General features: G+C 70.7%; 34 protein-coding genes. 1 reads left to right on the top strand and 33 read right to left on the bottom strand.

Annotated elements, in window-relative coordinates:
• Positions 1 to 73: 73 nt before the first annotated feature.
• Genes ACPXCB_RS21245 through ACPXCB_RS21235 form a run of 3 tightly spaced genes read right to left on the bottom strand, consistent with a single transcriptional unit; the run spans position 74 to position 3194 of the window.
• Complete coding sequence (locus ACPXCB_RS21245) at positions 74 to 871, bottom strand: nucleotidyltransferase domain-containing protein (RefSeq protein ID WP_425877323.1); 798 nt, start codon at positions 869 to 871, stop codon at positions 74 to 76.
• Positions 868 to 2547, bottom strand: a complete 1680-nt coding sequence (locus ACPXCB_RS21240) for an ABC-F family ATP-binding cassette domain-containing protein (RefSeq protein WP_425877322.1) — start codon at positions 2545 to 2547, stop codon at positions 868 to 870. The genes ACPXCB_RS21245 and ACPXCB_RS21240 overlap by 4 nt, the downstream gene beginning before the upstream one ends.
• Positions 2548 to 2588: 41 nt before the next feature.
• Complete coding sequence (locus tag ACPXCB_RS21235; RefSeq protein WP_425877321.1) at positions 2589 to 3194, bottom strand: class I SAM-dependent methyltransferase; 606 nt, start codon at positions 3192 to 3194, stop codon at positions 2589 to 2591.
• A 221-nt stretch (positions 3195 to 3415) separates the two neighbouring features.
• Between ACPXCB_RS21235 and ACPXCB_RS21230 the strand changes: the two genes are divergently transcribed.
• Positions 3416 to 4531, top strand: coding sequence for a hypothetical protein (locus tag ACPXCB_RS21230; RefSeq protein WP_425877320.1), 1116 nt, complete (start codon positions 3416 to 3418; stop codon positions 4529 to 4531).
• A gap of 79 nt (positions 4532 to 4610) precedes the next feature.
• Here the strand turns inward: ACPXCB_RS21230 and ACPXCB_RS21225 are convergent, their stop codons facing one another.
• From ACPXCB_RS21225 to rplB, 30 genes are all read right to left on the bottom strand, one after another.
• The gene (locus tag ACPXCB_RS21225; RefSeq protein WP_425877319.1) at positions 4611 to 5663 is read right to left on the bottom strand and encodes a P1 family peptidase; all 1053 of its coding nucleotides are present in this window, start codon (positions 5661 to 5663) and stop codon (positions 4611 to 4613) included.
• Positions 5664 to 5731: 68 nt separating this feature from the next.
• Positions 5732 to 6562 (bottom strand): tRNA pseudouridine(38-40) synthase TruA, encoded by an 831-nt coding sequence (truA, locus tag ACPXCB_RS21220; protein ID WP_425877318.1) that lies wholly within the window; start codon positions 6560 to 6562, stop codon positions 5732 to 5734.
• Positions 6563 to 6632: 70 nt separating this feature from the next.
• Positions 6633 to 7193, bottom strand: a complete 561-nt coding sequence (gene rplQ / locus ACPXCB_RS21215) for a 50S ribosomal protein L17 (RefSeq protein ID WP_350820879.1) — start codon at positions 7191 to 7193, stop codon at positions 6633 to 6635.
• Positions 7194 to 7227: 34 nt separating this feature from the next.
• Positions 7228 to 8250 carry a DNA-directed RNA polymerase subunit alpha gene (locus ACPXCB_RS21210; RefSeq protein WP_013735931.1) on the bottom strand — a complete coding sequence of 341 codons (1023 nt, stop codon included), beginning with the start codon at positions 8248 to 8250 and terminating at the stop codon, positions 7228 to 7230.
• A gap of 98 nt (positions 8251 to 8348) precedes the next feature.
• Positions 8349 to 8975, bottom strand: coding sequence for a 30S ribosomal protein S4 (rpsD, locus tag ACPXCB_RS21205; protein ID WP_151453335.1), 627 nt, complete (start codon positions 8973 to 8975; stop codon positions 8349 to 8351).
• 14 nt (positions 8976 to 8989) lie between these two features.
• Positions 8990 to 9397, bottom strand: coding sequence for a 30S ribosomal protein S11 (gene rpsK, locus ACPXCB_RS21200; RefSeq protein ID WP_020513613.1), 408 nt, complete (start codon positions 9395 to 9397; stop codon positions 8990 to 8992).
• Between the two features lie 17 nt (positions 9398 to 9414).
• Positions 9415 to 9795, bottom strand: coding sequence for a 30S ribosomal protein S13 (rpsM, locus tag ACPXCB_RS21195; RefSeq protein WP_088998365.1), 381 nt, complete (start codon positions 9793 to 9795; stop codon positions 9415 to 9417).
• A gap of 262 nt (positions 9796 to 10057) precedes the next feature.
• Positions 10058 to 10171, bottom strand: a complete 114-nt coding sequence (gene rpmJ, locus ACPXCB_RS21190; protein WP_012184307.1) for a 50S ribosomal protein L36 — start codon at positions 10169 to 10171, stop codon at positions 10058 to 10060.
• 94 nt (positions 10172 to 10265) lie between these two features.
• Positions 10266 to 10487, bottom strand: coding sequence for a translation initiation factor IF-1 (gene infA, locus ACPXCB_RS21185; RefSeq protein WP_007073013.1), 222 nt, complete (start codon positions 10485 to 10487; stop codon positions 10266 to 10268).
• 228 nt (positions 10488 to 10715) lie between these two features.
• Positions 10716 to 11339 (bottom strand): DUF1707 SHOCT-like domain-containing protein, encoded by a 624-nt coding sequence (locus ACPXCB_RS21180; protein WP_425877317.1) that lies wholly within the window; start codon positions 11337 to 11339, stop codon positions 10716 to 10718.
• A 477-nt stretch (positions 11340 to 11816) separates the two neighbouring features.
• Positions 11817 to 12668, bottom strand: a complete 852-nt coding sequence (gene map, locus ACPXCB_RS21175; protein ID WP_425877316.1) for a type I methionyl aminopeptidase — start codon at positions 12666 to 12668, stop codon at positions 11817 to 11819.
• Between the two features lie 93 nt (positions 12669 to 12761).
• Entirely contained in the window at positions 12762 to 13415 is a 654-nt protein-coding gene (locus ACPXCB_RS21170; protein ID WP_425877315.1) for an adenylate kinase, read from the bottom strand.
• Positions 13416 to 14744 carry a preprotein translocase subunit SecY gene (gene secY / locus ACPXCB_RS21165; protein WP_425877314.1) on the bottom strand — a complete coding sequence of 443 codons (1329 nt, stop codon included), beginning with the start codon at positions 14742 to 14744 and terminating at the stop codon, positions 13416 to 13418.
• A gap of 235 nt (positions 14745 to 14979) precedes the next feature.
• Positions 14980 to 15423 (bottom strand): 50S ribosomal protein L15, encoded by a 444-nt coding sequence (gene rplO / locus ACPXCB_RS21160; RefSeq protein WP_121399885.1) that lies wholly within the window; start codon positions 15421 to 15423, stop codon positions 14980 to 14982.
• Positions 15423 to 15605, bottom strand: a complete 183-nt coding sequence (rpmD, locus tag ACPXCB_RS21155) for a 50S ribosomal protein L30 (RefSeq protein ID WP_179801875.1) — start codon at positions 15603 to 15605, stop codon at positions 15423 to 15425. The genes rplO and rpmD overlap by 1 nt, the downstream gene beginning before the upstream one ends.
• A complete protein-coding gene (gene rpsE / locus ACPXCB_RS21150) occupies positions 15605 to 16219 on the bottom strand; it encodes a 30S ribosomal protein S5 (protein WP_132230907.1) in 615 nt (204 codons plus the stop codon). Before rpsE ends, rpmD begins: the two co-directional genes overlap by 1 nt.
• A gap of 33 nt (positions 16220 to 16252) precedes the next feature.
• On the bottom strand, positions 16253 to 16642 hold the full coding sequence (rplR, locus tag ACPXCB_RS21145) for a 50S ribosomal protein L18 (protein WP_088998360.1): 390 nt from the start codon (positions 16640 to 16642) through the stop codon (positions 16253 to 16255).
• Positions 16639 to 17181, bottom strand: a complete 543-nt coding sequence (gene rplF, locus ACPXCB_RS21140) for a 50S ribosomal protein L6 (RefSeq protein ID WP_425877313.1) — start codon at positions 17179 to 17181, stop codon at positions 16639 to 16641. Before rplF ends, rplR begins: the two co-directional genes overlap by 4 nt.
• A 16-nt stretch (positions 17182 to 17197) precedes the next feature.
• Complete coding sequence (rpsH, locus tag ACPXCB_RS21135; RefSeq protein ID WP_073828943.1) at positions 17198 to 17605, bottom strand: 30S ribosomal protein S8; 408 nt, start codon at positions 17603 to 17605, stop codon at positions 17198 to 17200.
• A 118-nt stretch (positions 17606 to 17723) separates the two neighbouring features.
• Positions 17724 to 17909 carry a type Z 30S ribosomal protein S14 gene (locus ACPXCB_RS21130; RefSeq protein ID WP_007465272.1) on the bottom strand — a complete coding sequence of 62 codons (186 nt, stop codon included), beginning with the start codon at positions 17907 to 17909 and terminating at the stop codon, positions 17724 to 17726.
• Between the two features lies 1 nt (position 17910).
• On the bottom strand, positions 17911 to 18480 hold the full coding sequence (gene rplE, locus ACPXCB_RS21125) for a 50S ribosomal protein L5 (protein WP_132230905.1): 570 nt from the start codon (positions 18478 to 18480) through the stop codon (positions 17911 to 17913).
• A complete protein-coding gene (gene rplX / locus ACPXCB_RS21120) occupies positions 18480 to 18800 on the bottom strand; it encodes a 50S ribosomal protein L24 (RefSeq protein ID WP_007465276.1) in 321 nt (106 codons plus the stop codon). The genes rplE and rplX overlap by 1 nt, the downstream gene beginning before the upstream one ends.
• Positions 18797 to 19165 (bottom strand): 50S ribosomal protein L14, encoded by a 369-nt coding sequence (gene rplN, locus ACPXCB_RS21115; protein ID WP_007465279.1) that lies wholly within the window; start codon positions 19163 to 19165, stop codon positions 18797 to 18799. The genes rplX and rplN overlap by 4 nt, the downstream gene beginning before the upstream one ends.
• 97 nt (positions 19166 to 19262) lie before the next feature.
• A complete protein-coding gene (rpsQ, locus tag ACPXCB_RS21110; RefSeq protein WP_425877312.1) occupies positions 19263 to 19541 on the bottom strand; it encodes a 30S ribosomal protein S17 in 279 nt (92 codons plus the stop codon).
• Positions 19538 to 19774: a 50S ribosomal protein L29 gene (gene rpmC, locus ACPXCB_RS21105; RefSeq protein WP_007073028.1), complete on the bottom strand. Its 237-nt coding sequence runs from the start codon at positions 19772 to 19774 to the stop codon at positions 19538 to 19540. Before rpmC ends, rpsQ begins: the two co-directional genes overlap by 4 nt.
• Positions 19774 to 20199, bottom strand: a complete 426-nt coding sequence (gene rplP, locus ACPXCB_RS21100) for a 50S ribosomal protein L16 (protein ID WP_007465292.1) — start codon at positions 20197 to 20199, stop codon at positions 19774 to 19776. The genes rpmC and rplP overlap by 1 nt, the downstream gene beginning before the upstream one ends.
• 3 nt (positions 20200 to 20202) lie before the next feature.
• Positions 20203 to 21060 (bottom strand): 30S ribosomal protein S3, encoded by an 858-nt coding sequence (gene rpsC, locus ACPXCB_RS21095; RefSeq protein WP_151453330.1) that lies wholly within the window; start codon positions 21058 to 21060, stop codon positions 20203 to 20205.
• Entirely contained in the window at positions 21060 to 21518 is a 459-nt protein-coding gene (gene rplV / locus ACPXCB_RS21090) for a 50S ribosomal protein L22 (RefSeq protein WP_327029602.1), read from the bottom strand. The genes rpsC and rplV overlap by 1 nt, the downstream gene beginning before the upstream one ends.
• A gap of 40 nt (positions 21519 to 21558) precedes the next feature.
• Positions 21559 to 21840 carry a 30S ribosomal protein S19 gene (gene rpsS / locus ACPXCB_RS21085; RefSeq protein ID WP_088647003.1) on the bottom strand — a complete coding sequence of 94 codons (282 nt, stop codon included), beginning with the start codon at positions 21838 to 21840 and terminating at the stop codon, positions 21559 to 21561.
• Positions 21841 to 21852: 12 nt separating this feature from the next.
• The gene (rplB, locus tag ACPXCB_RS21080; RefSeq protein ID WP_091627702.1) at positions 21853 to 22692 is read right to left on the bottom strand and encodes a 50S ribosomal protein L2; all 840 of its coding nucleotides are present in this window, start codon (positions 22690 to 22692) and stop codon (positions 21853 to 21855) included.
• Positions 22693 to 22697 lie beyond the last annotated feature (5 nt).

Genomic DNA, 22697 nt, shown 5'->3' with positions numbered 1-22697 from the left:
AAGTCCACCACGCAGCCGGCGAGGCCGCGCACGGGCCGCGAAGCCGCCCCACATCCCGTGGACCGTGGACCAGTCAGTCGAGCACGTCGGCGACGAGGCGGCGCGCGGCGGCGAGCGTGCCGGCCAGTTCGTCCGGCGTGTGCCCGACCCCGCCCAGCAGCGCCTGCGCCCGCCCGGCGAAGTCGGGTGGCGCGCCCGGCAGCCGCCCGGCGGAGGCGATCATGCCCTTCTCGTTGACCAGCCACCGCCCGGCCCGGGCGTGCAGCACCTGGGCGAGTACGCCGACCACCCGGAACAGGCAGCCGGCCACGTACCCGCTGTCGCCGGCCACGGCGGCCTTGGCCGCGCCGCCGATCAGGAACCGGGCCTCCCAGCCGCCGGCGGTCAGGGCGTCGGCCAGGGCGGGCGGGTACGCGAGCGTCTCCTCCCGCAGCGCGGTCAGCTCACCGGTCGGGTCGCCGAGCACCCGGCAGTACGCCACCTCGCCGGCGTACGCGCACGAGTAGAAGCCGAGCGGGTGCCCGGCCTGCACACCGACCTCGTAGCGGCCGGCCCGGCAGTCGGCCCAGATCCGGTGCACCCGGTCGAGGTCGCCGTAGATCCAGTCGACGGCCGCCCCGCCGATCCGCAGCCATCCGCCACCGTCGACCCAGGGCCCCCAACCGCCGGGCGAGGTCAACTCGACCGCCTCGTCGGCCACCGACGCGGCGACGGCGCGCAGCCCCGGCACGTCCAGCTCGCCCCGGTAGTAGAGGCCGAGGTCCCAGTCGGAGTCGGGCCGGTGCTCGCCCCGGGCCCGGCTGCCGCCGAGCGCGACGGCGACGACGCCGTCGACCGCGCAGAGGCGGTCGGCCAGGTCGGTGGGAATCACGCCACGTCCCAGACCGGCTCCGGTGTCTCCACCACCTCGTTGTCGCCCCGGAAGAGCACGAACCGGTCGAAGGTGCGGGTGAACCAGCGGTCGTGGGTCACCGCCACCACCGTTCCCTCGAACGCGGTCAGCCCAGCCTCCAGCGCCTCCGCCGAGGCCAGGTCGAGGTTGTCGGTGGGCTCGTCGAGCAGCAGCAGCGTCGCGCCGGACAGCTCCAGCAGCAGCACCAGGAAGCGCGCCTGCTGGCCGCCGGAGAGCGTGCCGAAGCGCTGGTCGCCCTGCCCCGCCAGCTCGTACCGGCTCAGCGCCGCCATCGCGGCGTGCCGGTCCATGCCGGTCCGGTGCTCGTCGCCCCGCCAGAGGATCTCGACGAGGGTCTTCGTCATCAGTTCCGGCCGGTCATGGGTCTGCGAGAAGTGCCCGGGGCGCACGCGCGCGCCGAGCCGGGCCACCCCGTCGTGCACCACCGGCGCGAGCGCGGCGGCGCCGTCGACCGGCCCGTTGGCCGGGTCGGGGTCGGTGCCGCCCCGGGCGAGCAGCCGCAGGAAGTGCGACTTGCCCGTGCCGTTGGCGCCGAGCACCGCGACCCGGTCGCCGTACCAGATCTCCAGGTCGAACGGGAAGGTCAGGCCGTCGAGCTCCAGCTGCTCGCAGATCACCGCGCGCTTGCCGGTCCGCCCGCCGGTGAGCTGCATCCGGATGTCCTGGTCCTTCGGCGGTACGGGCGGCGGCCCGGCCTCCTCGAACTTGCGCAACCGGGTCTGCGCGGCCTGGTAGCGCGACGCCAGCCCGTCGTTGTACGCGGCCTTCTGCTTGTACATCAGCATCAGCTCGCGCAGCTTCTGGTGCTCCTCGTCCCACCGCCTGCGCAGCTCGTCGAGGCGGGCGTGCCGGGCCAGCCGGGCGGAGTGCCAGCTCGCGAAGCCGCCCGGGTGTACCCAGGCGCTGCCGCCCTCCACGGCGACCACCCGGTCGGCGGTCTGGGCGAGCAGCTCCCGGTCGTGCGAGACGTAGAGCACCGACTTGGTCGACTCCCGCAGCCGCCCTTCCAGCCACCGTTTGCCGGGCACGTCGAGGAAGTTGTCCGGCTCGTCGAGGAGCAGCACCTCGTCGGGGCCGCGCAGCAGCAGTTCGAGGGCGAAGCGCTTCTGCTGACCGCCGGACAGGGTCCGGACGGGTCGTTCCCGGGCGCTCTCCCAGGACAGGCCGAGCACGATGGTGGCGACCGTGTCGAAGAGCACCTCGGCGTCGTACCCGCCGACCTCTCCCCAGGCCGCGAGCGCGTCCGCGTACGCCAGCTGGGCCTTGCCGGCGGCGGTGCTGTACTTGCCACGGACCTCGGCCGCGCGCATGGCCTCCTCGGTCTCGACCAGCCGGCGGCCGGCGTCGCGCAACGCCGGTGGGGCCAGCGACAGCGCCAGGTCGGCCAGCGTCGACTCGTCGCCGATCATCCCGATGAACTGGCGCATCACGCCCAGCCCGCCGGCGCGCGAGATCGCGCCGGTCTTCATCGGCAGGTCGCCGGCGACCATCCGCAGCAGCGTCGTCTTGCCCGCGCCGTTCGGCCCGACCAGGGCCACCTTGGCGCCCTCCCCGACCCGGAACGACACGTCGGAGTAGAGTTCCCGGCCGTCGGGAAGGATGTGCCCGACCGCTGCCACGTCCACGTATCCCACGTCGGCATCCTGCCCGAGCACGGGCCGGACGGCCCAACCAATTACCGGGTGACCCGCAGCACCCGGTAGCCCTTCTGGCTGGCGTGGCGCCCCGCCTGCCAGCCCTGCTCGACGAGCCAGCGCTGCAACGAGTCCCCGCCGAGATAGCGGGCCACCACCAGCCAGGCCACGCCGTCCGGGGCGAGTCGGGGCAGCCAGCGCAGCAGGATCGCGTGCAGTTCGTCCTTGCCGACGTGGATCGGGGGGTTGGACCAGATCTCGGCGAAGCTCAGGTCGGCGGGTACGTCGTCCGGCGCGGCGACGTGTACCCGGTCGGCCGCGCCGACCCGCGCGGCGTTGGCCGCGGTGAGTTCCCGGGCCCGTTCGTTGACGTCGACGGCCCACACGGTCGCCGTGGGGGCGGAACTGGCGAGTACGCAGGTGATCGGGCCGAATCCGCAGCCGAGATCGAGCAGGGCGCCAGCGGCCCCGGCGGACGGCAGCTCGGCCTTGCGCAGCAGCACCGCCGTGCCAGGGTCGAGGCGGGCGGCGGAGAAGACGCCGGCGGAGGAGGCCAGGGTGTAGTCGCGGCCAGCGACGGAGAACTCGACCTCGCGCGGGGTGGCGGCGGTCGTGGGCTCAGCGGTGAAGTAGTGGTCGCCGGTCACGCCGGCAATTCTCGCACCGCCGCCGGCCACGCCGGCGCGGACCCGGCCCGGCCCGGCCCGGCGGTGCAGGCGCGCCACGCCGGCGCGGGACTGGGCAGGCCGGCGCGGCCCCGCTCGACGCGGGCCCGGCGACGCCGGTGTCCAGCACGAGCCGAAACGACTCCGCCCACAATTTCCCATTATTCGCACCTAAAGGGACAATGCCTCCTACTCTGGGCGACATGGTGTATCGGTACGAGTCCGATGAGGACGCATTCATGGAGTACCCGGAGCCCGGGTCCGACGGGCCGGTGCTCGGTGCTGGTCCGCCTCCCTCCGCCGGCCCCTCCCCGTCCCGCTTCCCGACGCCGTCGCTGCCCCGCGCCAACCGGATCGCGCTGCCCTCCGCCGCGCCGGAGCCGGGCCGCGCCGCGACGCAGGTGTCGCCACCGCCGCCCGCCCACGTGCGGACGCCCGCCGAGGTGCAGTCGCCGGCCCGGCCGCCCGCGCCGGTCGAGCCCCCTCCGCCGGTCGAGTCGCCCGCGCCGGTCGAGTCGCCGCCGTCAGCAGGGCGGTCGCAGCGGGGTGGCGGCGGCAGGTTGTGGCAGGTCGTGGTCGGCGGCGCGGCCGTCCTCGCGCTGCTCGCGCTCTGCGGGCTCGGCGCCGCCGCCCTGCTGGCCGAGCGCGACGGGACGCCGCAGAACACGCCCACATCCCGACCGGAGGCGGCCGAGTCCGCCGACGTCGGGGCGCAGCCGCTCGACTCGCGGGACACCGACCAGGCGCCGCTGACCGCCAAGGAACTCTTCCCCGGCAAGCAGCTCGTCGTCGCGGACGGGGAGCCCGCCTACAAGGTGTTGAAGAGCCAGTCCAGCGCCGCCTGCGCGGTGGCGGCCACCGGGGAGGTCGCCGACCTGCTGGTCCGCCTCGGCTGCACCCAGGTGGTCCGGGCCACGCTGCGGACGCCCGACGGCGGCCACCTCGTCACCACCGGCTTGTTCAACCTGACCGACCGGGCCAACGCCGAACGCGCCCGGGACCGGATCCGGCTGCTGCTCGACGAGCGGGAGGGCCGGTTCCGGGGCATGGCGGCCGACGAGGACAGCGCGGCGATCGCCACCGCGCCGGCCCGCGTCGGCTGGCAGGTGCGCGGCCACTACCTCGCGTACGCGGTGGTCACCCGCAGCGACGGCGAGACGATCAGGTCCGGCGACACGAAGGCCCGGGAGATCCTCTTCGACATGATCGAGCTGCACCTCAACCGGGGCGTGCTGGAGCGCCGGGCGGACGGCGGCACGGCCGGCCAGCCGACCGACGAGGGCGCGAGCGACACCGGCAGGCAGGACGGGGGCGACTGACCGGGCCGCGACGGCGAGCGCGCGCAACGGGTACGTGGGCCACGGCCGCGTACCCGTTCCGCGTCCCGCCACCGGCCGCCTACGTCCGGAGCTCGACCCGGTGTGCCCGTAACAGGTCGAGCATCCGGTCGTGCGGGACCGCGTACCTGACCCGCCCCTTGACTCCGACGGTGGTGCGCGCCATGAACAGCGAGTTCAGCAGTGCCTCCTCCGCGGCCTCCAGCACCGCCGCGAAGACCGGCTCCAGGTCTGATTCGGGCGCCGTCGGCGTCTGCGTGTCGGCGGTGGAGAACGCCAAGGCGTAGTCGCCGCTGCCGCCGGCGAAGTCCGAACCGACCCGCGCCATGGCGAAGATGGCCCGGCGGGCCACCCGACCCAGCTGCCGCGCGTCGAGGCGGCCGTCCGTGGCGACCACGATGACGCAGGAGTTCCCCGGTTGCTCCGGCCGGACCGGCAGCGACAGGCTCGGCACTCCCACCTGCTCGGGCCGGATCGGCACCCCGCACACCTGTAGCAGGCCGGAGAAGTTGGACTGCACCAGCACACCGACGGTGACCGCGCCACGGGAGGTCGTGGCGAGCCGCGAGGACGTGCCGATGCCGGCCTTGAAGCCGAGGGCCGCCGTGCCCGTACCGGCGCCGACGGCACCCTCCGCGGGCAGTCCGCCGCGGGCCTCCGCCAGCGCCGCGAGGACGTGCTGCTCCCGCACCGGCCGCGCCCGGATGTCGGAGAGGAACCCGTCGTTGGTCTCCGCCACCACCGGGTTCAGCGACTCGACCGTCTCCCGGCCCGGCTGCCCGAGCATGTACGTGACCAGCGCGTCCGCGGCCCGGAACGTCGACAGCGTCGCGGTCAGCACCACCGGCGTCTCGATCTCGCCCAGCTCGGCCACCTGGGTCGAGCCGACCATCTTGCCGTGCCCGTTGCCCACGAACAGCCCCGCCGGCAGCGACCGGCGGTCGGTCAGCTGGTCCGGGACGATCGCCGTCACCCCGCTGCGGATGCTCTCCCCGTCGACAAGCGTGGTGTGGCCCACCCGCACGCCGGCCACGTCGGTGACGGCGTTCAGCGGTCCCGTCGGCAGCGTCCCGACGACGATGCCGAGGTCCCGTCCACGGCGAGGTTCCTGCACGGCTTGCGCTCCTTGACGCTCGACGATGCTCCGCCTGGACCGGGTGCCGGGAGGCGGGCCCCGGCCGGTCAGCCCTCCACGGGTACACGCAGCCGGCGGGTCGCCTCGGCCCGGTGGGCGTACTCGGCCGGGTCCTCGGGGTAGCCGACGGCGACCAGGGTCAGCCCGTGCGCCGGTGCCACGGTCACCTCGCTGGAGCGTTCCCGGCGGGCCAGCAGGCTGCCCGGCCACTCGGCCGGCCGGCGCCCGTCGCCGGCGACCAGCATGGCGCCGACGAGGCTGCGCACCATCGCCTGGCAGAACGCGTCGGCCTGCACGGTGGCCACGAGGATCCCGTCCGGGTCCCGCCGCCAGTCCAGCCGGGTCACCTCGCGCAGCGTGGTGGCGTTCTCCTTGCGCCGGCAGTACGCGGCGAAGTCGTGCTCCCCCACCAGTCCCGCCGCGGCGGCGTTCAGCGCGGCCAGGTCCAGCGGCTTCGGCCAGGCCAGGATCTCGTGCCGGCGCAGCGGCTCGGCGCCCCACGGCGCGTCGGTCACGCGGTACTCGTAGCGGCGGAAGGTGGCCGAGAACCGGGCGTCGAAGTCGGCGGGGACCTCGGCCATCGCGCGTACCCGGACGTCGGTGGGGAGCAGCCGGGCCAGTCGGCGCAGCAGCCGTCCGTCGTGCTCCCGCCACACGGCGGCCGGCAGGTCGAGGTGGCAGACCTGCCCCGTGGCGTGCACCCCGGCGTCGGTGCGGCCCGCCACGGTCAGGCCGGTCGCCGTACCCGCGCCGAGGACCAGGTCGAGGGTCTCCACGAGCACCCCGGCGACCGTGCGCCGGGTGGGCTGGGCGGCCCAACCGGAGAAGCCCGACCCGTCGTACGCGACGTCCAGCCGCAGCCGGATGCGCTCGTCCACTCGTACCTCCGCCTCACGGGGTCGGGCCCGGCACCCCGCGAGGGGGTGCCGGGCCCGACGGTGGCCTGGATCAGGCCTTGTCGTTCTCGCCGGCCTCGTCGCTGTCCTCGCGGGCGGCGGCGGTGTCGCCGGACGCCGACACGGGCGCCTCGGCGTCCTGGTCGCCCGAGTCCGACTTCGGGGCCTCCTCGGCCGGGGCGAGCGCCTCGACCTTGTCCTGCTGCGCGGCCTTGCGGGCGGCGGTCTTCTTGTTCGCCTTCGGCTCGGCGACCTGAAGCTCCTCGACCAGCTCGATGATCGCCATCGGCGCGTTGTCACCCTTGCGCGGACCGGTCTTCACGATCCGGGTGTAGCCACCGTTGCGGGTGGCGAACCGGGGGGCGATCTGGTCGAACAGGGCGTAGACCACGTCCTTGTCCTTGACGACGCCCAGCACCCGCCGGCGGGACGCCAGGTCGCCGCGCTTGGCCTTGGTGATGAGCTGCTCGGCCAGCGGACGCAGCCGCCGGGCCTTCGTCTCGGTGGTCTTGATCTTGCCGTGCTGGAACAGCGCAGTGGCCAGGTTGGCCAGCATCAGCCGCTCGTGCGCGGGGCTGCCGCCGAGGCGGGGGCCCTTGGTGGGCGTGGGCATGCTTGGTGCTCCTCAGGTGTGGCGGCAGCGCGGACTAGAGCTGCTCGGTCTCGCGATAGTCGTCGGTGTCGTAGTCGGCCTCGCCGAAGGCGTCCACGACGTGCGCCGGGTCGAAGTTCGGGGCCGAGTCCTTCAGCCCCAGACCCATCCCGGCGAGCTTCATCTTGACCTCGTCGATCGACTTCTGACCGAAGTTGCGGATGTCGAGGAGGTCGGCCTCGGTACGCCCGATGAGCTCACCAACGGAGTTGATGCCCTCGCGCTTGAGGCAGTTGTAGGAGCGGACGGTCAGGTCCAGCTCCTCGATCGGCAGCGCCAGGTCGGCCGCGAGCTGGGCGTCCTGCGGGGACGGCCCGATGTCGATGCCCTCGGCGGTCTCGTCCAGCTCCCGGGCCAGACCGAACAGCTCCACCAGCGTCGAGCCGGCGGAGGCCAGCGCGGTACGCGGGCCCATCGACGGCTTGGTCTCGACGTCGATGATCAGCCGGTCGAAGTCGGTCCGCTGCTCGACACGGGTCGCCTCGACGCGGTACGTCACCTTCAGCACCGGCGAGTAGATCGAGTCGACCGGGATCCGGCCGATCTCGGCGCCGGCCTGCTTGTTCTGCGCCGCCGTGACGTAGCCGCGACCCCGCTCGACGGTCAGCTCCATGTCGAGCCGGCCCTTGCCGTTGAGGGTGGCGAGCTTCAGGTCCGGGTTGTGCACCGAGACGCCGGCCGGCGGCTGGATGTCGCCCGCCGTCACGTCGCCCGGGCCCTGCTTGCGCAGGTACATGCTGACCGGCTCGTCGTGCTCGGAGCTGACGCAGAGCTCCTTGATGTTCATGACGAGCTCGACCACGTCCTCCTTGACACCGGGGATCGTGGTGAACTCGTGCAGCACGCCGTCGATCTTGATCGAGGTGACCGCCGCACCCGGGATCGACGACAGCAGCGTGCGCCGCAGCGAGTTGCCCAGGGTGTACCCGAAGCCCGGCTCCAGCGGCTCGATCGTGAACCGGGACCGGGTCTCGTTGATCGACTCCTCGGAGAGAGTCGGTCGCTGGCTGATGAGCATGTCTTCTCTTCTCTTCCGGGGCGCCCGCCATATGACGCCCACGACAAACTGTTCCGGTGGCCCGCCCCGGAAGGGCGGGCCACCGCAACGAGCTCCGACTACTTGGAGTAGAGCTCGACGATCAGCTGCTCCTGGACCTGCGTGTCGATGACCTGCCGGGCCGGGAGCGAGTGCACGAGCACCTTCATCTGGCTGGGGATAGCCTCCAGCCACGCCGGAACCGACTTCGAGCCGGCCTGAGCCTGCGCGACGATGAACGGGGTGAGCTCCTTGCTCTTGCCCCGGACCTCGATGATGTCGTGCTCCTTGACGCGGTACGACGGGATGTCGACCTTCTTGCCGTTCACGGTGAAGTGGCCGTGCTTGACCAGCTGGCGGGCCATGTCCCGGGACTGGGCGTAGCCCGCCCGGTAGACCACGTTGTCCAGCCGCGACTCGAGGATCTGCAGGAGAACCTCACCGGTCTTGGCCTTCTTGCCCACGGCCTCTTCGTAGTAGCCGCGGAACTGCTTCTCCAGCACGCCGTACACGCGGCGGGCCTTCTGCTTCTCACGGAGCTGGAGCAGGTACTCCGTCTCCTTCGTGCGGCCGCGGCCGTGCTGCCCGGGCGGGAACGGCCGGGACTCGAACGGGCACTTCGGGCCATCGCACTTGCTGCCCTTGAGGAACAGCTTCATCTTCTCCCGCCGGCAACGGCGGCAGTCAGCACCGGTGTAACGAGCCATCTCTCTCTAACCTCTCAGACCCGGCGACGCTTCGGCGGACGGCACCCGTTGTGCGGCTGGGGCGTGACGTCGGCGATCTGCCCGACCTCGAGCCCGGCTGCCTGCAGCGAACGGATGGCGGTCTCCCGGCCGGAGCCGGGTCCCTTGACGAACACGTCGACCTTGCGCATGCCGTGCTCCATGGCCCGACGCGCGGCGGCCTCGGCGGCCAGCTGCGCGGCGAACGGGGTCGACTTGCGGGAGCCCTTGAAGCCCACCTGGCCCGAGGAGGCCCAGGAGATGACCGCACCAGTCGGGTCGGTGATCGACACGATGGTGTTGTTGAAGGTGCTCTTGATGTGCGCCTGCCCGTGGGCGACGTTCTTGCGTTCCTTGCGCCGGACCTTCTTGACGGCGGCTCCGGCACGAGCCTTCGGTGGCATAAGTCTGTGCGCTCCTATTACTTCTTGCCGGGCTTCTTCTTGCCGGCGACGGTCCGCTTCGGGCCCTTGCGGGTCCGCGCGTTGGTCTTGGTCCGCTGGCCACGCACGGGCAGGCCCCGGCGGTGCCGGATACCCGCGTAGCAGCCGATCTCGACCTTGCGGCGGATGTCAGCGGCGACCTCGCGGCGCAGGTCGCCTTCAACCTTGTAGTTGCCCTCGATGTGGTTACGGAGCTGGACCAGCTCCTCGTCCGTGAGGTCCCGGACGCGCTTGTCCGGCGAGATGCCGGTGGCAGAGAGCGTCTCCAGGGCCCGGGTGCGACCCACGCCGAAGATGTAGGTGAGCGCGATCTCCATCCGCTTCTCGCGGGGGAGGTCGACGCCGACTAGACGTGCCATGTGCGGGCGTACTCCTCGTGATGTTCTGGCGGAGGTGTGGACCCGTCCCACCCCGCTACCGACCGTTCCGTCACCGGCGTCGTGCGCCGGCGACCAGGTCGGTCGCTGCCCGAGCGGGCCCCGGCCTCCGACCGGGGGTCAACCACGATGAGGTACGCGATGCGCACCGCCCGCGGCTGGGACGAGCATGTGATTCGTTGTCTGGATCCGCGGCCCGGACCGATTTCGACCGACCGTTGTCACACGGCCGGCCGGAACTGGTTCAGCCCTGGCGCTGCTTGTGGCGCGGGTCGGTGCAGATGACCATGACCCGGCCGTGCCGGCGAATGACCCGGCACTTGTTGCAGATCCTCTTGACGCTCGGCTTGACCTTCACGGTTGCCTTACTTCCCATCTGGCCCGACGACGCGCCGAGGCGCGACAACCGGACGTCGAAGACGGACACGGGGACGTCCCGGCCGCCGTCAGGCTTACTTGTAGCGGTAGACGATGCGCCCGCGGGTCAGGTCGTACGGCGAGAGTTCGACGACGACCCGGTCTTCCGGCAGGATGCGGATGTAGTGCTGCCGCATCTTGCCGCTGATGTGAGCCAGCACCTTGTGGCCGTTCGCGAGCTCCACCCGGAACATGGCGTTCGGCAGGGGCTCGATGACCCGACCCTCGATCTCGATGGCTCCGTCTTTTTTCGGCATGTCCTCCGCTGTCCTGACGTCGGTTACTCCGGACGGCCCACAACGTCTTACACGGGCCACCGATCAAGATCAGATTGCCCGCGCCAGCCGCGGCTCCGGCTCCCACCGAAGCGCAGGGTGGGCATGCCGGAGTGGACGCTGTGCGCCGATCAGAAAGTGTACGCCCGCCTGCGGGCCGTCGCCAAACCGGCCGGGAATCGGTGCGTCGAACCGGACGGAACGGGCCATTCACACCTCGGCGTCGGCCCCGCCGGGCAGGCCTTCCCGCTGGGCCGCCGGCAGCTCCCGCACCGGCCCGTGGCGATCCTCCTCGCCGGCAGCCAGCTCCCGCTTGCGCGCCCGCTTCGCCCGGCGGCGCTCGCGCCGCCGGTCCCGCTGCTCAGCCTCCCGCCGCGGCTCCCCGCCGACGAGGCCGGCGACCGTGCGCACCACGAGCACCCCTCCCCACGGCCCGGCCACCCAGACGGGCCAGAAGTAGAGCAGATCCGTGGAGAGCGCGGACGTCACCGCCCAGACGGTCACCGTGATCGCGACCACCCGCAGGTACGGCAGCCAGACCTCGGCCAGCCACCGGGCCGTCACGGACGAGGTCGCCGACGACCGGACACCCTCCGCCGGCGACGGGACGGTCTCCGGCCGCGGGGCGAGCTCCGACGCCGCCAGGGCCGCCGGCGCCGGCAGGTCGATCGCCAGCGCGTCCAGCTCGCCGTAGGTGCGCGCGGCGTACGCCCGCTGCAACCGCTCGTCGTACTCGTGCAGGTCCAGCCGGCCCTCGTCGACGGCCAGCCGCAGCCGCTCCGCCAGCGCCTGGCGGTCGGCGTCGGCGGCCCGCATCCCGTCGCGTCCCTCCATGCCCGCAAGCATGCCACCGCTCCACCAGCCGCTGCCTCTCCCGCTGCTGCCCCTCCCGCCGCTGCGCGTCCGAGACGCGGGCGGGTGCCCCGGCCAGCGGGCGGGGCGGCGGAGCCGGACACGTGCCGGTCCGGCATCGCGCAGCCGGGCCCCGCGACTCCGGCCCTCGGTGCGCGGGGCCGTCCGGGCCCTGTGGGCGGTCGCCATCCGGGCCCTCGGTTCGAGTCGCCGTCGAGGCCCTCGGTGCGGTCGCCCTCGGGCTCTCGGTGCGCGTCGCCGTCCGTGCCCTCGGTTCGAGTCGCCGTCGAGGCTCTCGGTTCGAGTCGCCGTCGAGGCTCTCGGTTCGAGTCGCCGTCTGGGCCCTGGGGCGGTCGCCGTCCAGGCCCTTGGGGCGTGTCGCCCTCCGGCCCCTCGGCGCGGCTGGTGCGCGCCTCAGCGGGCGGGAGGACGGGACGCGGCGGAGCGCGGCTGGGGGGCTCAGCGGGCCGGCGAGTCCGCGGGCTGCCGGGAGGTGACGAGCTCGCCCAGGCGGGCGCGCCCGCCGTCCGGCGCGGTCAGCACCCAGACGCCGTCCGGGAGCAGCGCCATCGTGTGCTCGACGTGCACCGCCATCGACCGGTCCCGGGTGATCACCGTCCAGCCGTCGGAGAGCTCGACCGTCCGGGGCGAGCCCATCGTGATCATCGGCTCGATGGCCAGCGCCATGCCCGGCACCAGGCGCGGGCCCTTGCCCGGCCGCCCGTGGTTGAGCACGTGCGGATCCTGGTGCATCTCGGTGCCGATGCCGTGCCCGCCGTAGCCGTCGACGATGCCGTACCGCCCGCCCTTGCGGACCGCGTCCTCGACGGCGTGCGAGATGTCGGTCAGCCGGCCCTTGCCGCTGGCCGCGCCGCGAGCGCCTGCGGCGATGCCCGCCCACATGGCGTCCTCGGCCACGGCCGCCATCTTCAGCAGCGCCGGTTCGACCTCGCCCACCCCGACGGTGATGGCGGCGTCGCCGTGCCAGCCGTCGAGCACCGCACCGCAGTCGATGGAGATCATGTCCCCGTCGCGGAGCACCTGCCGCGCCGACGGGATGGCGTGCACGACCTGCTCGTTGACGGACGAGCAGATCGACGCGGGAAAGCCGTGGTAGCCCTTGAAGGAGGGGACGGCACCGGCTTCGCGGATGGTCGACTCGGCGATGGCGTCCAGGTCGGCGGTGCTGACCCCTGGGGCGACCGCCTCCCGCATCCGACGCAGCGCCTCGGCAACCACCAGCCCGGCGGCCCGCATCTTCTCGATCTGGTCAGGGGTCTTCAGCTGGATGTCCAGCTGGGGACGACGCATGGAGCCGTTACCTTTCGTTGCAGATGCCGAAGAGCGGGGCACGTCAGGCGTACCCCGCTCTTCGCACTCTATCCGCCGGAACCCGGCGGGACGTCAGCCGCCGTACGAGCGCAGGGCGTCGATGGCGCGGACGGTGACGTCCTCCACCGGACCGGTGGCGTCGATGCCCACCAGCTTGCCCTGGGCGCCGTAGTAGTCGACCAGCGGCGCGGTCTTGTCCGCGTACTCGCGCAGGCGGGTGGCGATGGTCTCCGGCTTGTCGTCGTCGCGCTGGAACAGCTCGGCGCCGCACCGGTCGCAGATGTCGTCACGCGAGGTGGCGTCGAACTCGACGTGCCAGATCTTGCCGCACCCCCGGCAGGTACGCCGACCGGAGAGCCGCCGGATCACCTCGTCGTCGTCGACGACCAGCTCCAGCACCAGGTCCAGCGCGGTGCCCAGGTCGGCGAGGAGCTTGTCCAGCGCGGCGGCCTGCGGCGTCGTGCGCGGGAACCCGTCGAGCAGGAAGCCCTCGGAGGCGTCCGGCTCGGCGAGCCGGTCCCGCACCATGTTGATGGTGACCTCGTCGGGCACCAGCTCGCCGGCGTCCATGTAGCGCTTCGCCTCGACGCCGAGCGGGGTGCCCTGCGAGACGTTCGACCGGAAGATGTCGCCGGTCGAGATCTTCGGGACCGAGAGGTGCGCGGCGATGAACTCGGCCTGCGTGCCCTTGCCCGCACCCGGCGGGCCAACCAGAACGAGTCTCATCTACCGCAGGAACCCTTCGTAGTTCCGCTGCATGAGTTGGCTCTCGATCTGCTTCGTGGTCTCCAGACCGACGCCGACCATGATCAGCACAGCGGTGCCGCCGAACGGGAAGTTCAGGTACTGCTGCTTGTCCAGCCAGATGAAGAAGAAGTTCGGCAGGATCGAGATGATGCCCAGGTACAGGGCGCCCGGCAGCGTGATCCGACTGAGGATGAAGTCGAGGTAGTCGGCGGTCGGCTTGCCCGGGCGGATGCCCGGCACGAAACCGCCGTACTTCTTCATGTTGTCCGCGACCTCGGTCGGGTTGAACGTGATCGAGACGTAGAAGTACGTGAAGAAGATGATCAGCAGGAAGTAGACCGCGATGTAGATCGGGCTGGTCGGGTCCACCAGGTTGTTCTGGATCCACGCCTGCGTCTTGCCCGGGTTGTTCTGGTCGAAGAACTGCAGCGCCAGCTGGGGCAGGTAGAGCAGCGAGGAGCCGAAGATGACCGGGATGACACCCGCCTGGTTGACCTTCAGCGGGATGTAGGTCGAGGTGCCGCCGTACATCCGCCGGCCGATCATGCGCTTGGCGTACTGCACCGGGATCCGGCGCTGCGCCTGCTCGATGAAGGTGACCGCGGTGATGACCACCAGGACCAGCGCGATGACGAGCAGGAACTTGCCCCAGCCACCGGTCTGCTTGATCTGCCAGCCCTCGCTGGGCAGCCGGGCGGCGATCGAGGTGAAGATCAGGACGGACATGCCGTTGCCGACGCCCCGGTCGGTGATCAGCTCGCCGAGCCACATCACCACGCCGGTGCCGGCGGTCATCGTCATGACCAGGAGGCTGAGGGTCAGCCAGTCCGGGATCCCGGTCCCCTCGGGGATGATCGGGAACTGGTCGCACTGGTTGTTGAAGAGCTGCCCGGAGCGGGCCAGCGCCACGAACGCCGACGCCTGGAGGACACCCAGGCCCAGGGTCAGGTAGCGGGTGTACTGGGTGATCTTCGCCTGGCCGGACTGGCCCTCCTTGCGGAGCTGCTCCAGCCGGGGGATCACCACCGTCAGCAGCTGCAGGATGATCGACGCTGTGATGTAGGGCATGATGCCCAGCGCGAAGACCGAGAGCTGCAGCAGCGCGCCGCCGGAGAAGAGGTTGAGCAGGTTCATCACGCCCGTGGAGCCGGTCTCCATGGCGTCGATGCACTTCTGGACGTTGCCGTACGAGACACCCGGGCTGGGCAGCGTCGCCCCGAGCCGGTAGACCGCGATGATGCCTACTGTGAACAGCAGCTTCTTGCGCAGGTCAGGCGTACGGAACGCACTGAGAAAGGCGGACAGCAACTTCTTCCTCCTGCGCGAGGCGGGCCGCCGGTGATCCCTGGCGGGGCGGGTTGGGTGCCGGGCGAGTGCCCGATATCCATGGCTGGGAAGGGACTCTAACAGCCCGATCCCCGTCCGGGCAGATGTGCCCGGCTACATAAACCGAATCCGATGTTACCCGGCGCACACATGCCAGGCAGACCATGACGCCCGCCCAGTTTCGACAACTGAGCGGGCGCCGTGGATCGTGCAGCCCTTACAGCTCGGTGACGGAGCCACCGGCGGCGGTGATCTTCTCCTTGGCCGACGCGCTGAACGCGTGCGCCGACACCTGGAGAGCGACACCGCCCAGGTCCCCGGTGCCGAGGACCTTGACCGGGTGGCCCTTGCGGACCGCACCGGCCTCGACCAGCTCGAGCGGGCCGACCTGGCCGCCGTTCGGGAACAGCTCGGCGAGCCGGTCCAGGTTGACCACCTGGAAGACCACCTTGAACTTGTTCTTGAAGCCCTTCATCTTCGGCAGGCGCATGTGGATGGGCATCTGCCCACCCTCGAACGCCGCCGAGATGTTCTTACGGGCCTTGGAACCCTTGGTACCGCGACCGGCGGTCTTGCCCTTGGAGCCCTCACCGCGACCCACACGGGTCTTCGCGGTCTTGGCACCGGGCGCCGGGCGCAGGTGGTGGACCTTGATCGTCATTACTCGACCTCCTCGACCTTCACGAGGTGGTTGACCGCGAAGATCATGCCGCGGATCTCCGGACGGTCCTCCTTGACCACCACGTCGTTGATCCGCTTGAGACCGAGCGAACGCAGCGAGTCACGCTGGTTCTGCTTGGTCCCGATCCCGGACCGGACCTGGGTGACCTTCAGGCGAGCCATCAGGAAGCCACCCCCGCCCGCGACGCCAGCATGGCGGCCGGCGCGACGTCCTCGACCGGCAGGCCACGACGGGCGGCGACGGCCTCGGGGGACTCGAGCCCCTTCAGCGCCGCCACAGTGGCGTGCACGATGTTGATCGGGTTCGACGAACCGAGGCTCTTGGAGAGCACGTCGTGGATACCCGCGCACTCCAGCACGGCACGCACCGGGCCACCGGCGATGACACCCGTACCGGCGGACGCCGGCTTGAGCAGCACCACACCGGCCGCGGCCTCACCCGTCACCGGGTGCGGGATCGACGCGGCGATCCGCGGCACCTTGAAGAAGTGCTTCTTGGCCTCCTCGACGCCCTTGGCGATCGCCGCGGGCACCTCCTTGGCCTTTCCGTAGCCCACACCGACGGTGCCGTCGCCGTCGCCCACGATCACCAGGGCGGTGAAGCTGAAGCGACGACCGCCCTTCACGACCTTGGCGACGCGGTTGATCGCGACGACCCGCTCGAGGTGCGGGGTCTTCTCGACGGGCGCGTTTCCGCGGCCGCCCTCACGGCGGTTGTCGCGGCGACCACCCTCGTTGCCACCGGACCCGCCGCCACGGCGCTGTTGACCTGGCATCAGCAGCCTTCCTTCTCTCTCGTGACGGGGTTTCTAGAACTCGAGCCCGGCTTCGCGGGCGGCGTCGGCAAGCGCGGCGACCCGCCCCGCGTACCGGTTGCCACCGCGGTCGAAGACGACCTTGGAGACGCCGGCGGCCTTGGCGCGCTCGGCGAGCAGGGCGCCGACCTTGCCGGCCAGGGCGCTCTTGTCGCCCTCCGTGCCGCGCAGCGAGGCGTCCAGGGTCGAGGCCGACGCCAGGGTGTGACCCTTGGTGTCGTCCACGATCTGGGCGACGATGTGCCGCAGGGAGCGGGTGACCACGAGGCGGGGACGCTCGGCGGTGCCGCTGACGTTCTTGCGGACCCGGAAGTGCCGGCGCGCACGCCCGACGGCACGCTTGGCGGCGACGCCGCGGCGGCGCTTGAGCAGCGTGGCGCTCACTTCTTACCTGCCTTTCCAGCCTTGCGGCGGATGACCTCGCCCTGGTACTTCACGCCCTTGCCCTTGTAGGGCTCCGGCGGGCGGATCTTCCGGATGTTGGCGGCAACCTCACCGACGAGCTGCTTGTCGATGCCGGCCACGTGGAACAGCGTCGGCCTCTCCACCGTGAAGGTGATGCCGTCCGGCGCCGGCACGTGCACCGGGTGCGAGAACCCGAGCGCGAACTCCAGGTCCTTGCCCTTGGCGGTCACGCGGTAACCGGTGCCGGCGATCTCCAGGCTCTTGCGGTAGCCCTCGGTGACGCCGACGATCATGTTGGCGACCAGGGTACGGCTGAGGCCGTGCAGTTCCTTGGCCTTGCGCTCGTCGTTCGGGCGGTTGACGTTCAGCTGCCCGTCCTCGGCCCGGTCGACCGTGATCGGCTCGGCCAGGGTGTGCGAGAGCTCGCCCTTCGGGCCCTTGACCTTGACGGTCTGCCCGTCGATCGTGATGTCGACGCCGGTCGGCACCGGGATCGACTTACGTCCAATACGCGACATTTCTACCTGTCTCCCGTTACCAGACGAAGGCGAGGACTTCCCCGCCAACGCTCCGCTTGCGGGCCTGCCGGTCGGTGAGCAGCCCCTGGGACGTCGAAATGATCGCCACGCCCAGCCCGCCGAGCACCCGCGGGAGCCCGTCCGACTTGGCGTAAACCCGCAGACCGGGCTTGGACACTCGCTTGATGCCGGCCAGGCTCCGCTCCCGGTTCTGGCCGTACTTCAGCTCGACGACCAGTCGCTTGCCGACGGCGCCCTCCTCGGGCTCCTCGACCGACCAGGTGGCGATGTAGCCCTCGGCCTTGAGGACCTCGGCGATGTTCGCCTTGATCTTCGAGTAGGGCATCGTCACCTGGTCGTGGTACGCCTGGTTGGCGTTACGCAGACGCGTGAGCATGTCTGCGATCGGGTCGGTCATCGTCATGGATTTCGTCAGCCTTTCTCGCCGGGGTTCCCGAGGCGATACGCCCCGGGCCTACGGCGAAGAGCAATACGTGATCGGTGCAAGGGGTCCCGGCCCGAAGGCCGGGACGCGGTTGCCCTTACCAGGAAGCCTTGGACACGCCCGGCAGCTCACCGCGGTGGGCCATCTCCCGGATGCAGACCCGGCAGAGACCGAACTTGCGGTAGACCGCCTTGGGACGCCCGCACCGCTGGCAGCGGGTGTACGCGCGAACCGAGAACTTCGGCTTCGCGGCCGCCTTGATGATCAGCGCCTTCTTGGCCATCTCAGTTCTCCTTGAACGGGAAGCCCAGGAGCTTGAGCAGCGCCCGGCCCTCGTCGTCGGTCGTGGCGGTCGTGACCACCGTGATGTCCATGCCCCGCTGCCGATCGATCTTGTCCTGGTCGATCTCGTGGAACACCGACTGCTCGGTCAGACCGAACGTGTAGTTGCCGTGCCCGTCGAGCTTGCGCCCGTCCAGACCGCGGAAGTCACGGATACGCGGCAGCGCGATCGACAGCAGCCGGTCCAGGAACTCCCACATCCGGTCGCCGCGAAGGGTCACCTTCGCGCCGATCGGCATGCCCTCGCGGAGCTTGAACTGCGCGATGGACTTGGTCGCCCGCCGCACCTGCGGCTTCTGGCCGGTGATGGTGGCCAGGTCCCGGACGGCGCCGTCGATCAGCTTGGCGTCCCGGGCGGCCTCGCCGACACCCATGTTGACGACGATCTTGACGAGCCGCGGCACCTGCATCGGGTTACCGAACTGGTGCTGCTCCTGCAGCTGCGCCACGATCTCGTTGCGGTACCGCTCCTTGAGGCGCGGCATGGTCTTGGTTTCGGTAGCCGTGGTCATCACAGGTCCTTACCGGTGCTACGCGCGATGCGGACCTTCTGGCCGTTGTCGTCGATCCGGTAACCGACGCGGGTCGGCTTGCCGTCGGAGTCCAGGACCTGCACGTTCGAGACGTGGATCGGGGCCTCCTGGGTGACGATGCCACCGGTCTTGGCGCCACGCTGGGTGGTGCTGATGCGGGTGTGCTTCTTGACCCGGTTCACGCCCTCGACCAGGACCTTGTCCTGCCGCGGGTAGGCCGCGATGACCTTACCCTTGGCACCCTTGTCCTTGCCGGCGATGACGACGACCGTGTCGCCCTTCTTGACCTTCACGGTCACAACACCTCCGGCGCGAGAGAGATGATCTTCATGAACCGCTTGTCCCGCAGCTCCCGGCCCACCGGGCCGAAGATGCGGGTACCGCGCGGGTCCCCGCCGTCCTTGATGATGACGGCGGCGTTCTCGTCGAAGCGGATGTACGAACCGTCCGGCCGCCGCCTCTCCTTGGCGGTGCGAACGACGACGGCCTTGACGACGTCGCCCTTCTTCACACCGGCACCCGGGATCGCGTCCTTGACGGTGGCCACAATGACGTCGCCGATACTCGCGTAGCGCCGACCGGAGCCACCGAGAACCCGGATGCACAGGATCTCCCGGGCACCCGTGTTGTCGGCGACGCGCAGTCGCGACTCCTGCTGAATCACGTCTATCTCCTATGTCTGCCGGTTCTCCGGCCGCGCATGGCGGCCGGAGCCTGGCGGAACCCGCGCCCGACTGACGCCGGGCGAGCTCGAGCCTTCGCTACTTGGCCTTTTCCAGGATCTCCACGATCCGCCACCGCTTCGTGGCGGACAGCGGCCGGGTCTCCATGATCGAGACCCGGTCGCCGATGCCGGCGGTGTTCTGCTCGTCGTGCACCTTCAACTTGCGCGTACGGCGCATGATCTTGCCGTACAGCGCGTGCTTGACCCGGTCCTCGACCTCGACGACGACGGTCTTTTCCATCTTGTCGCTGACCACGAGGCCCTCACGCACCTTGCGGCGGGCCCGCGCGGCGGCGGCGGTGGTGTTCTCGCTCATGATGCAGTCACCTCAGTCGGCGCGGCCGAGAGACCCAGCTCGCGCTCACGCATGATCGTGTAGATCCGGGCGATCTCCCGACGGATGACCTGCAGCCGCCGGTTGTTGTCCAGCTGGCCGGTCGCGGCCTGCACGCGGAGGTTGAACAGCTCCGCCTTGGCCTCGCGCAGCTTCGTGACCAGCTCCTCCTCGGAGAGCTCACGCAGCTCGGAGGCCTTAACGCCCGCTGCCATCAGGATTCACCCACTTCGCGCGTAACAATGCGGCACTTCATCGGGAGCTTGTGGATCGCGCGACGCATCGCCTCTCGCGCGATCTGCTCGTTGGGGAAGGACATCTCGAAGAGAACCCGCCCCGGCTTGACGTTGGCGACCCACCACTCGGGCGAGCCCTTACCGGAACCCATCCGGGTCTCCGCCGGCTTCTTGGTGAGAGCCTGGTCCGGGAAGATCGTGATCCAGACCTTGCCACCACGCTTGATGTGGCGGGTCATCGCGATACGCGCCGACTCGATCTGGCGGTTCGTCACGTACGCCGGCTCGAGAGCCTGGATCCCGAACTCGCCGAACACCACCCGGTTACCACCCTTGGACGCGCCACTGCGGTCCGGGTGGTGCGGCTTGCGGAAGCCCTTCGGGGGCTTGCGCGGCATCAGCATCTGTCAGCCCTCCTGCTGCGTTTCTGCCGCGGCGGCGACGGCGGCGGGATCCACCGCGTCACCACTCGGCGTCTCGGCCTGCTGCGCGATGGTCGTCGCGGCGGCGGCCCGGCCGGCCTCGGTCCCGCCGGCGGTCGTGCCGGACGAGCCGGACCGGCCACGGCGCGGCCGCTCCGGGCGGTCGCCACGGTCACGGCGCGGACGCGACGGAGCCTCGGTCGGGGTCTCCCGACCCGGCACCGCGTCGCCCTTGTAGATCCAGACCTTCACGCCGATCCGGCCGAAGCTCGTACGGGCCTCGAAGAAGCCGTACTCGATGTTGGCCCGCAGCGTGTGCAGCGGAACCCGGCCCTCGCGGTAGAACTCGGTCCGGCTCATCTCGGCGCCGCCGAGGCGACCCGAGACCTGGACCCGGATGCCCTTGCAGACCGGGTTCTTCATCGCGGACTGCATGGCCTTGCGCATCGCCCGACGGAAGCTGACCCGGCTGGAGAGCTGCTCGGCCACACCCTGTGCGACGAGCTGCGCGTCCGACTCGGGGTTCTTCACCTCGATGATGTTCAGCTGGACCTGCTTGCCGGTCAGCTTCTCGAGCTCGCCGCGGATCCGGTCGGCCTCCGCACCCTTACGGCCGATGACGATGCCCGGCCGGGCGGTGTGGATGTCGACGCGGACCCGGTCGCGGGTGCGCTCGATGTCGACCTTGGAGATGCCGGCGCGCTCGAGGCCCTTGGACATCATGCGGCGGATCTTGACATCCTCGCCGATGTAGTCCTTGTAGAGCTTGTCCGCGAACCAGCGGGACTTCCAGTCGGTCGAGATGCCGAGCCGGAACCCGTGCGGGTGAACCTTCTGACCCATTACTCGGCGTCCTCCGTCTTGCTCTGCGTCTCGGCCGGCTCCGCCTGCTTCGCCGGGGCAGCCTTCTTCGCGGCCGCCTTCTTCGGCGCGGCCGGCGCCACCGCCTCCACCGCGACGGTGATGTGGCAGGTGCGCTTGCGGATCCGGTACGCCCGGCCCTGCGCCCGCGGCTGGAACCGCTTCATGGTCGGGCCCTCGTCGACATACGCCTCGCTGACGAGCAGCGCGTCGGGGTCCAGCCGCTCGTTGTTCTCCGCGTTGGCGATGGCGCTCGCGAGCACCTTGTACACCTGCTCGCTCGCAGCCTGCGGCGCGAACTGCAGCACCGTGAGCGCCTCCTTCGCGGGCAGGCCGCGGACGAGGTTGACCACCCGGCGCGCCTTCATCGGCGAGATGCGCACGTGCCGCGCAATCGCCCGCGCGCCCGGAAGCACCGGAGCGTCGCCCTTTCCTGGCATCGCTGTAACCCCTTGTTCCTCTATCCGTATGCCCGCGGCGTCAGCGCCGACGGCTCTTCCGGTCGTCCTTCTCGTGACCCTTGAACGTGCGGGTCAGCGCGAACTCGCCGAGCTTGTGCCCGACCATCGCCTCGGTCACGAACACCGGGACGTGCTTGCGTCCGTCGTGCACGGCGATCGTGTGACCCAGCATCTCCGGGATGATCGTCGAGCGCCGCGACCAGGTCTTGATGACGTTCTTCGAGCCCTTGTCGTTCTGCGTCTCCACCTTCTTGAGCAGGTGGTCGTCGATGAACGGGCCCTTCTTCAGGCTGCGAGGCATGTCTTATCTCCCTCAGCCGCGCTTACGCGTGGCGTAGCGGCGGCGGACGATCAGCCGGTCACTCGGCTGGCCCTTACGACGGGTGCGGCCCTCGGGCTTACCCTGCGGGTTGACCGGGTGGCGACCACCGGAGGTCTTACCCTCACCACCACCGTGCGGGTGGTCGACCGGGTTCATCGCGACACCACGGACGGTCGGGCGCTTGCCCTTCCACCGCATACGGCCGGCCTTGCCCCAGTTGATGTTCGACTGGTCGGCGTTGCCGATCTCGCCGATGCTGGCGCGGCAGCGGACGTCGACCCGCCGGATCTCGCCGGACGGCATGCGCAGGGTCGCGTACACGCCCTCACGGCCGAGCAGCTGGATGCCGACGCCGGCCGAGCGGGCCAGCTTGGCGCCGCCGCCCGGACGCAGCTCCACGTTGTGGATCGTGGTACCGACCGGGATGTTGCGCAGCGGCAGGTTGTTGCCCGGCTTGATGTCGGCGCCCGGACCCGACTCGACGCGGTCGCCCTGCTTCATGTCCTTCGGCGCGAGGATGTAGCGCTTCTCGCCGTCGGCGTAGTGCAGCAGCGCGATGCGCGCGGTGCGGTTCGGGTCGTACTCGATGTGGGCGACCTTCGCCGGCACGCCGTCCTTGTCGACCCGCTTGAAGTCGATCAGACGGTACTGGCGCTTGTGGCCGCCACCGTGGTGCCGCGCGGTGATCCGGCCGTGGGCGTTACGCCCGCCCTTCTTCGGCAGCGGAGCCAGCAGCGACTTCTCGGGCGTCGACCGGGTGATCTCAGCGAAGTCGGCGACGCTGGAGCCACGCCGGCCCGGCGTCGTCGGCTTGTACTTACGGATAGCCATTGTCT

Source organism: Micromonospora sp. DT62, assembly GCF_049847285.1.
In the GTDB taxonomy this organism is placed as follows: domain Bacteria; phylum Actinomycetota; class Actinomycetes; order Mycobacteriales; family Micromonosporaceae; genus Micromonospora; species Micromonospora reichwaldensis.
This window is presented reverse-complemented; position numbering and strand designations above follow the sequence as displayed.

Excerpts from the sequence above, each read along its gene's own strand:
- rplV (WP_327029602.1), bottom strand. The coding sequence starts at position 21,518 with ATGCCAGGAAAGGGCGACGCTCCGGTGCTTCCGGGCGCGCGGGCGATT.
- rplE (WP_132230905.1), bottom strand. The coding sequence starts at position 18,480 with ATGACCACGGCTACCGAAACCAAGACCATGCCGCGCCTCAAGGAGCGG.
- rpsD (WP_151453335.1), bottom strand. The coding sequence starts at position 8,975 with ATGGCTCGTTACACCGGTGCTGACTGCCGCCGTTGCCGGCGGGAGAAG.
- rplB (WP_091627702.1), bottom strand. The coding sequence starts at position 22,692 with ATGGCTATCCGTAAGTACAAGCCGACGACGCCGGGCCGGCGTGGCTCC.
- infA (WP_007073013.1), bottom strand. The coding sequence starts at position 10,487 with ATGCCGAAAAAAGACGGAGCCATCGAGATCGAGGGTCGGGTCATCGAG.
- rpsE (WP_132230907.1), bottom strand. The coding sequence starts at position 16,219 with ATGCCAGGTCAACAGCGCCGTGGCGGCGGGTCCGGTGGCAACGAGGGT.
- ACPXCB_RS21180 (WP_425877317.1), bottom strand. The coding sequence starts at position 11,339 with ATGGAGGGACGCGACGGGATGCGGGCCGCCGACGCCGACCGCCAGGCG.
- rpsQ (WP_425877312.1), bottom strand. The coding sequence starts at position 19,541 with ATGAGCGAGAACACCACCGCCGCCGCCGCGCGGGCCCGCCGCAAGGTG.
- rpsC (WP_151453330.1), bottom strand. The coding sequence starts at position 21,060 with ATGGGTCAGAAGGTTCACCCGCACGGGTTCCGGCTCGGCATCTCGACC.
- rpsM (WP_088998365.1), bottom strand. The coding sequence starts at position 9,795 with ATGGCACGTCTAGTCGGCGTCGACCTCCCCCGCGAGAAGCGGATGGAG.
- ACPXCB_RS21170 (WP_425877315.1), bottom strand. The coding sequence starts at position 13,415 with ATGAGACTCGTTCTGGTTGGCCCGCCGGGTGCGGGCAAGGGCACGCAG.
- rplP (WP_007465292.1), bottom strand. The coding sequence starts at position 20,199 with ATGCTGATGCCGCGCAAGCCCCCGAAGGGCTTCCGCAAGCCGCACCAC.
- rplQ (WP_350820879.1), bottom strand. The coding sequence starts at position 7,193 with ATGCCCACGCCCACCAAGGGCCCCCGCCTCGGCGGCAGCCCCGCGCAC.
- rpmD (WP_179801875.1), bottom strand. The coding sequence starts at position 15,605 with ATGGCTCGCCTGAAGGTCACCCAGGTCCGGTCCGGGATCGGGACCAAG.
- ACPXCB_RS21230 (WP_425877320.1), top strand. The coding sequence starts at position 3,416 with ATGGTGTATCGGTACGAGTCCGATGAGGACGCATTCATGGAGTACCCG.
- map (WP_425877316.1), bottom strand. The coding sequence starts at position 12,668 with ATGCGTCGTCCCCAGCTGGACATCCAGCTGAAGACCCCTGACCAGATC.
- rpsK (WP_020513613.1), bottom strand. The coding sequence starts at position 9,397 with ATGCCACCGAAGGCTCGTGCCGGAGCCGCCGTCAAGAAGGTCCGGCGC.
- rplF (WP_425877313.1), bottom strand. The coding sequence starts at position 17,181 with ATGTCGCGTATTGGACGTAAGTCGATCCCGGTGCCGACCGGCGTCGAC.
- rpmC (WP_007073028.1), bottom strand. The coding sequence starts at position 19,774 with ATGGCAGCGGGCGTTAAGGCCTCCGAGCTGCGTGAGCTCTCCGAGGAG.
- rplO (WP_121399885.1), bottom strand. The coding sequence starts at position 15,423 with ATGACGATCAAGGTCCACCACCTGCGCCCGGCGCCCGGTGCCAAGACC.
- ACPXCB_RS21130 (WP_007465272.1), bottom strand. The coding sequence starts at position 17,909 with ATGGCCAAGAAGGCGCTGATCATCAAGGCGGCCGCGAAGCCGAAGTTC.
- ACPXCB_RS21210 (WP_013735931.1), bottom strand. The coding sequence starts at position 8,250 with ATGCTCATCAGCCAGCGACCGACTCTCTCCGAGGAGTCGATCAACGAG.
- rpsH (WP_073828943.1), bottom strand. The coding sequence starts at position 17,605 with ATGACGATGACCGACCCGATCGCAGACATGCTCACGCGTCTGCGTAAC.
- rpsS (WP_088647003.1), bottom strand. The coding sequence starts at position 21,840 with ATGCCTCGCAGCCTGAAGAAGGGCCCGTTCATCGACGACCACCTGCTC.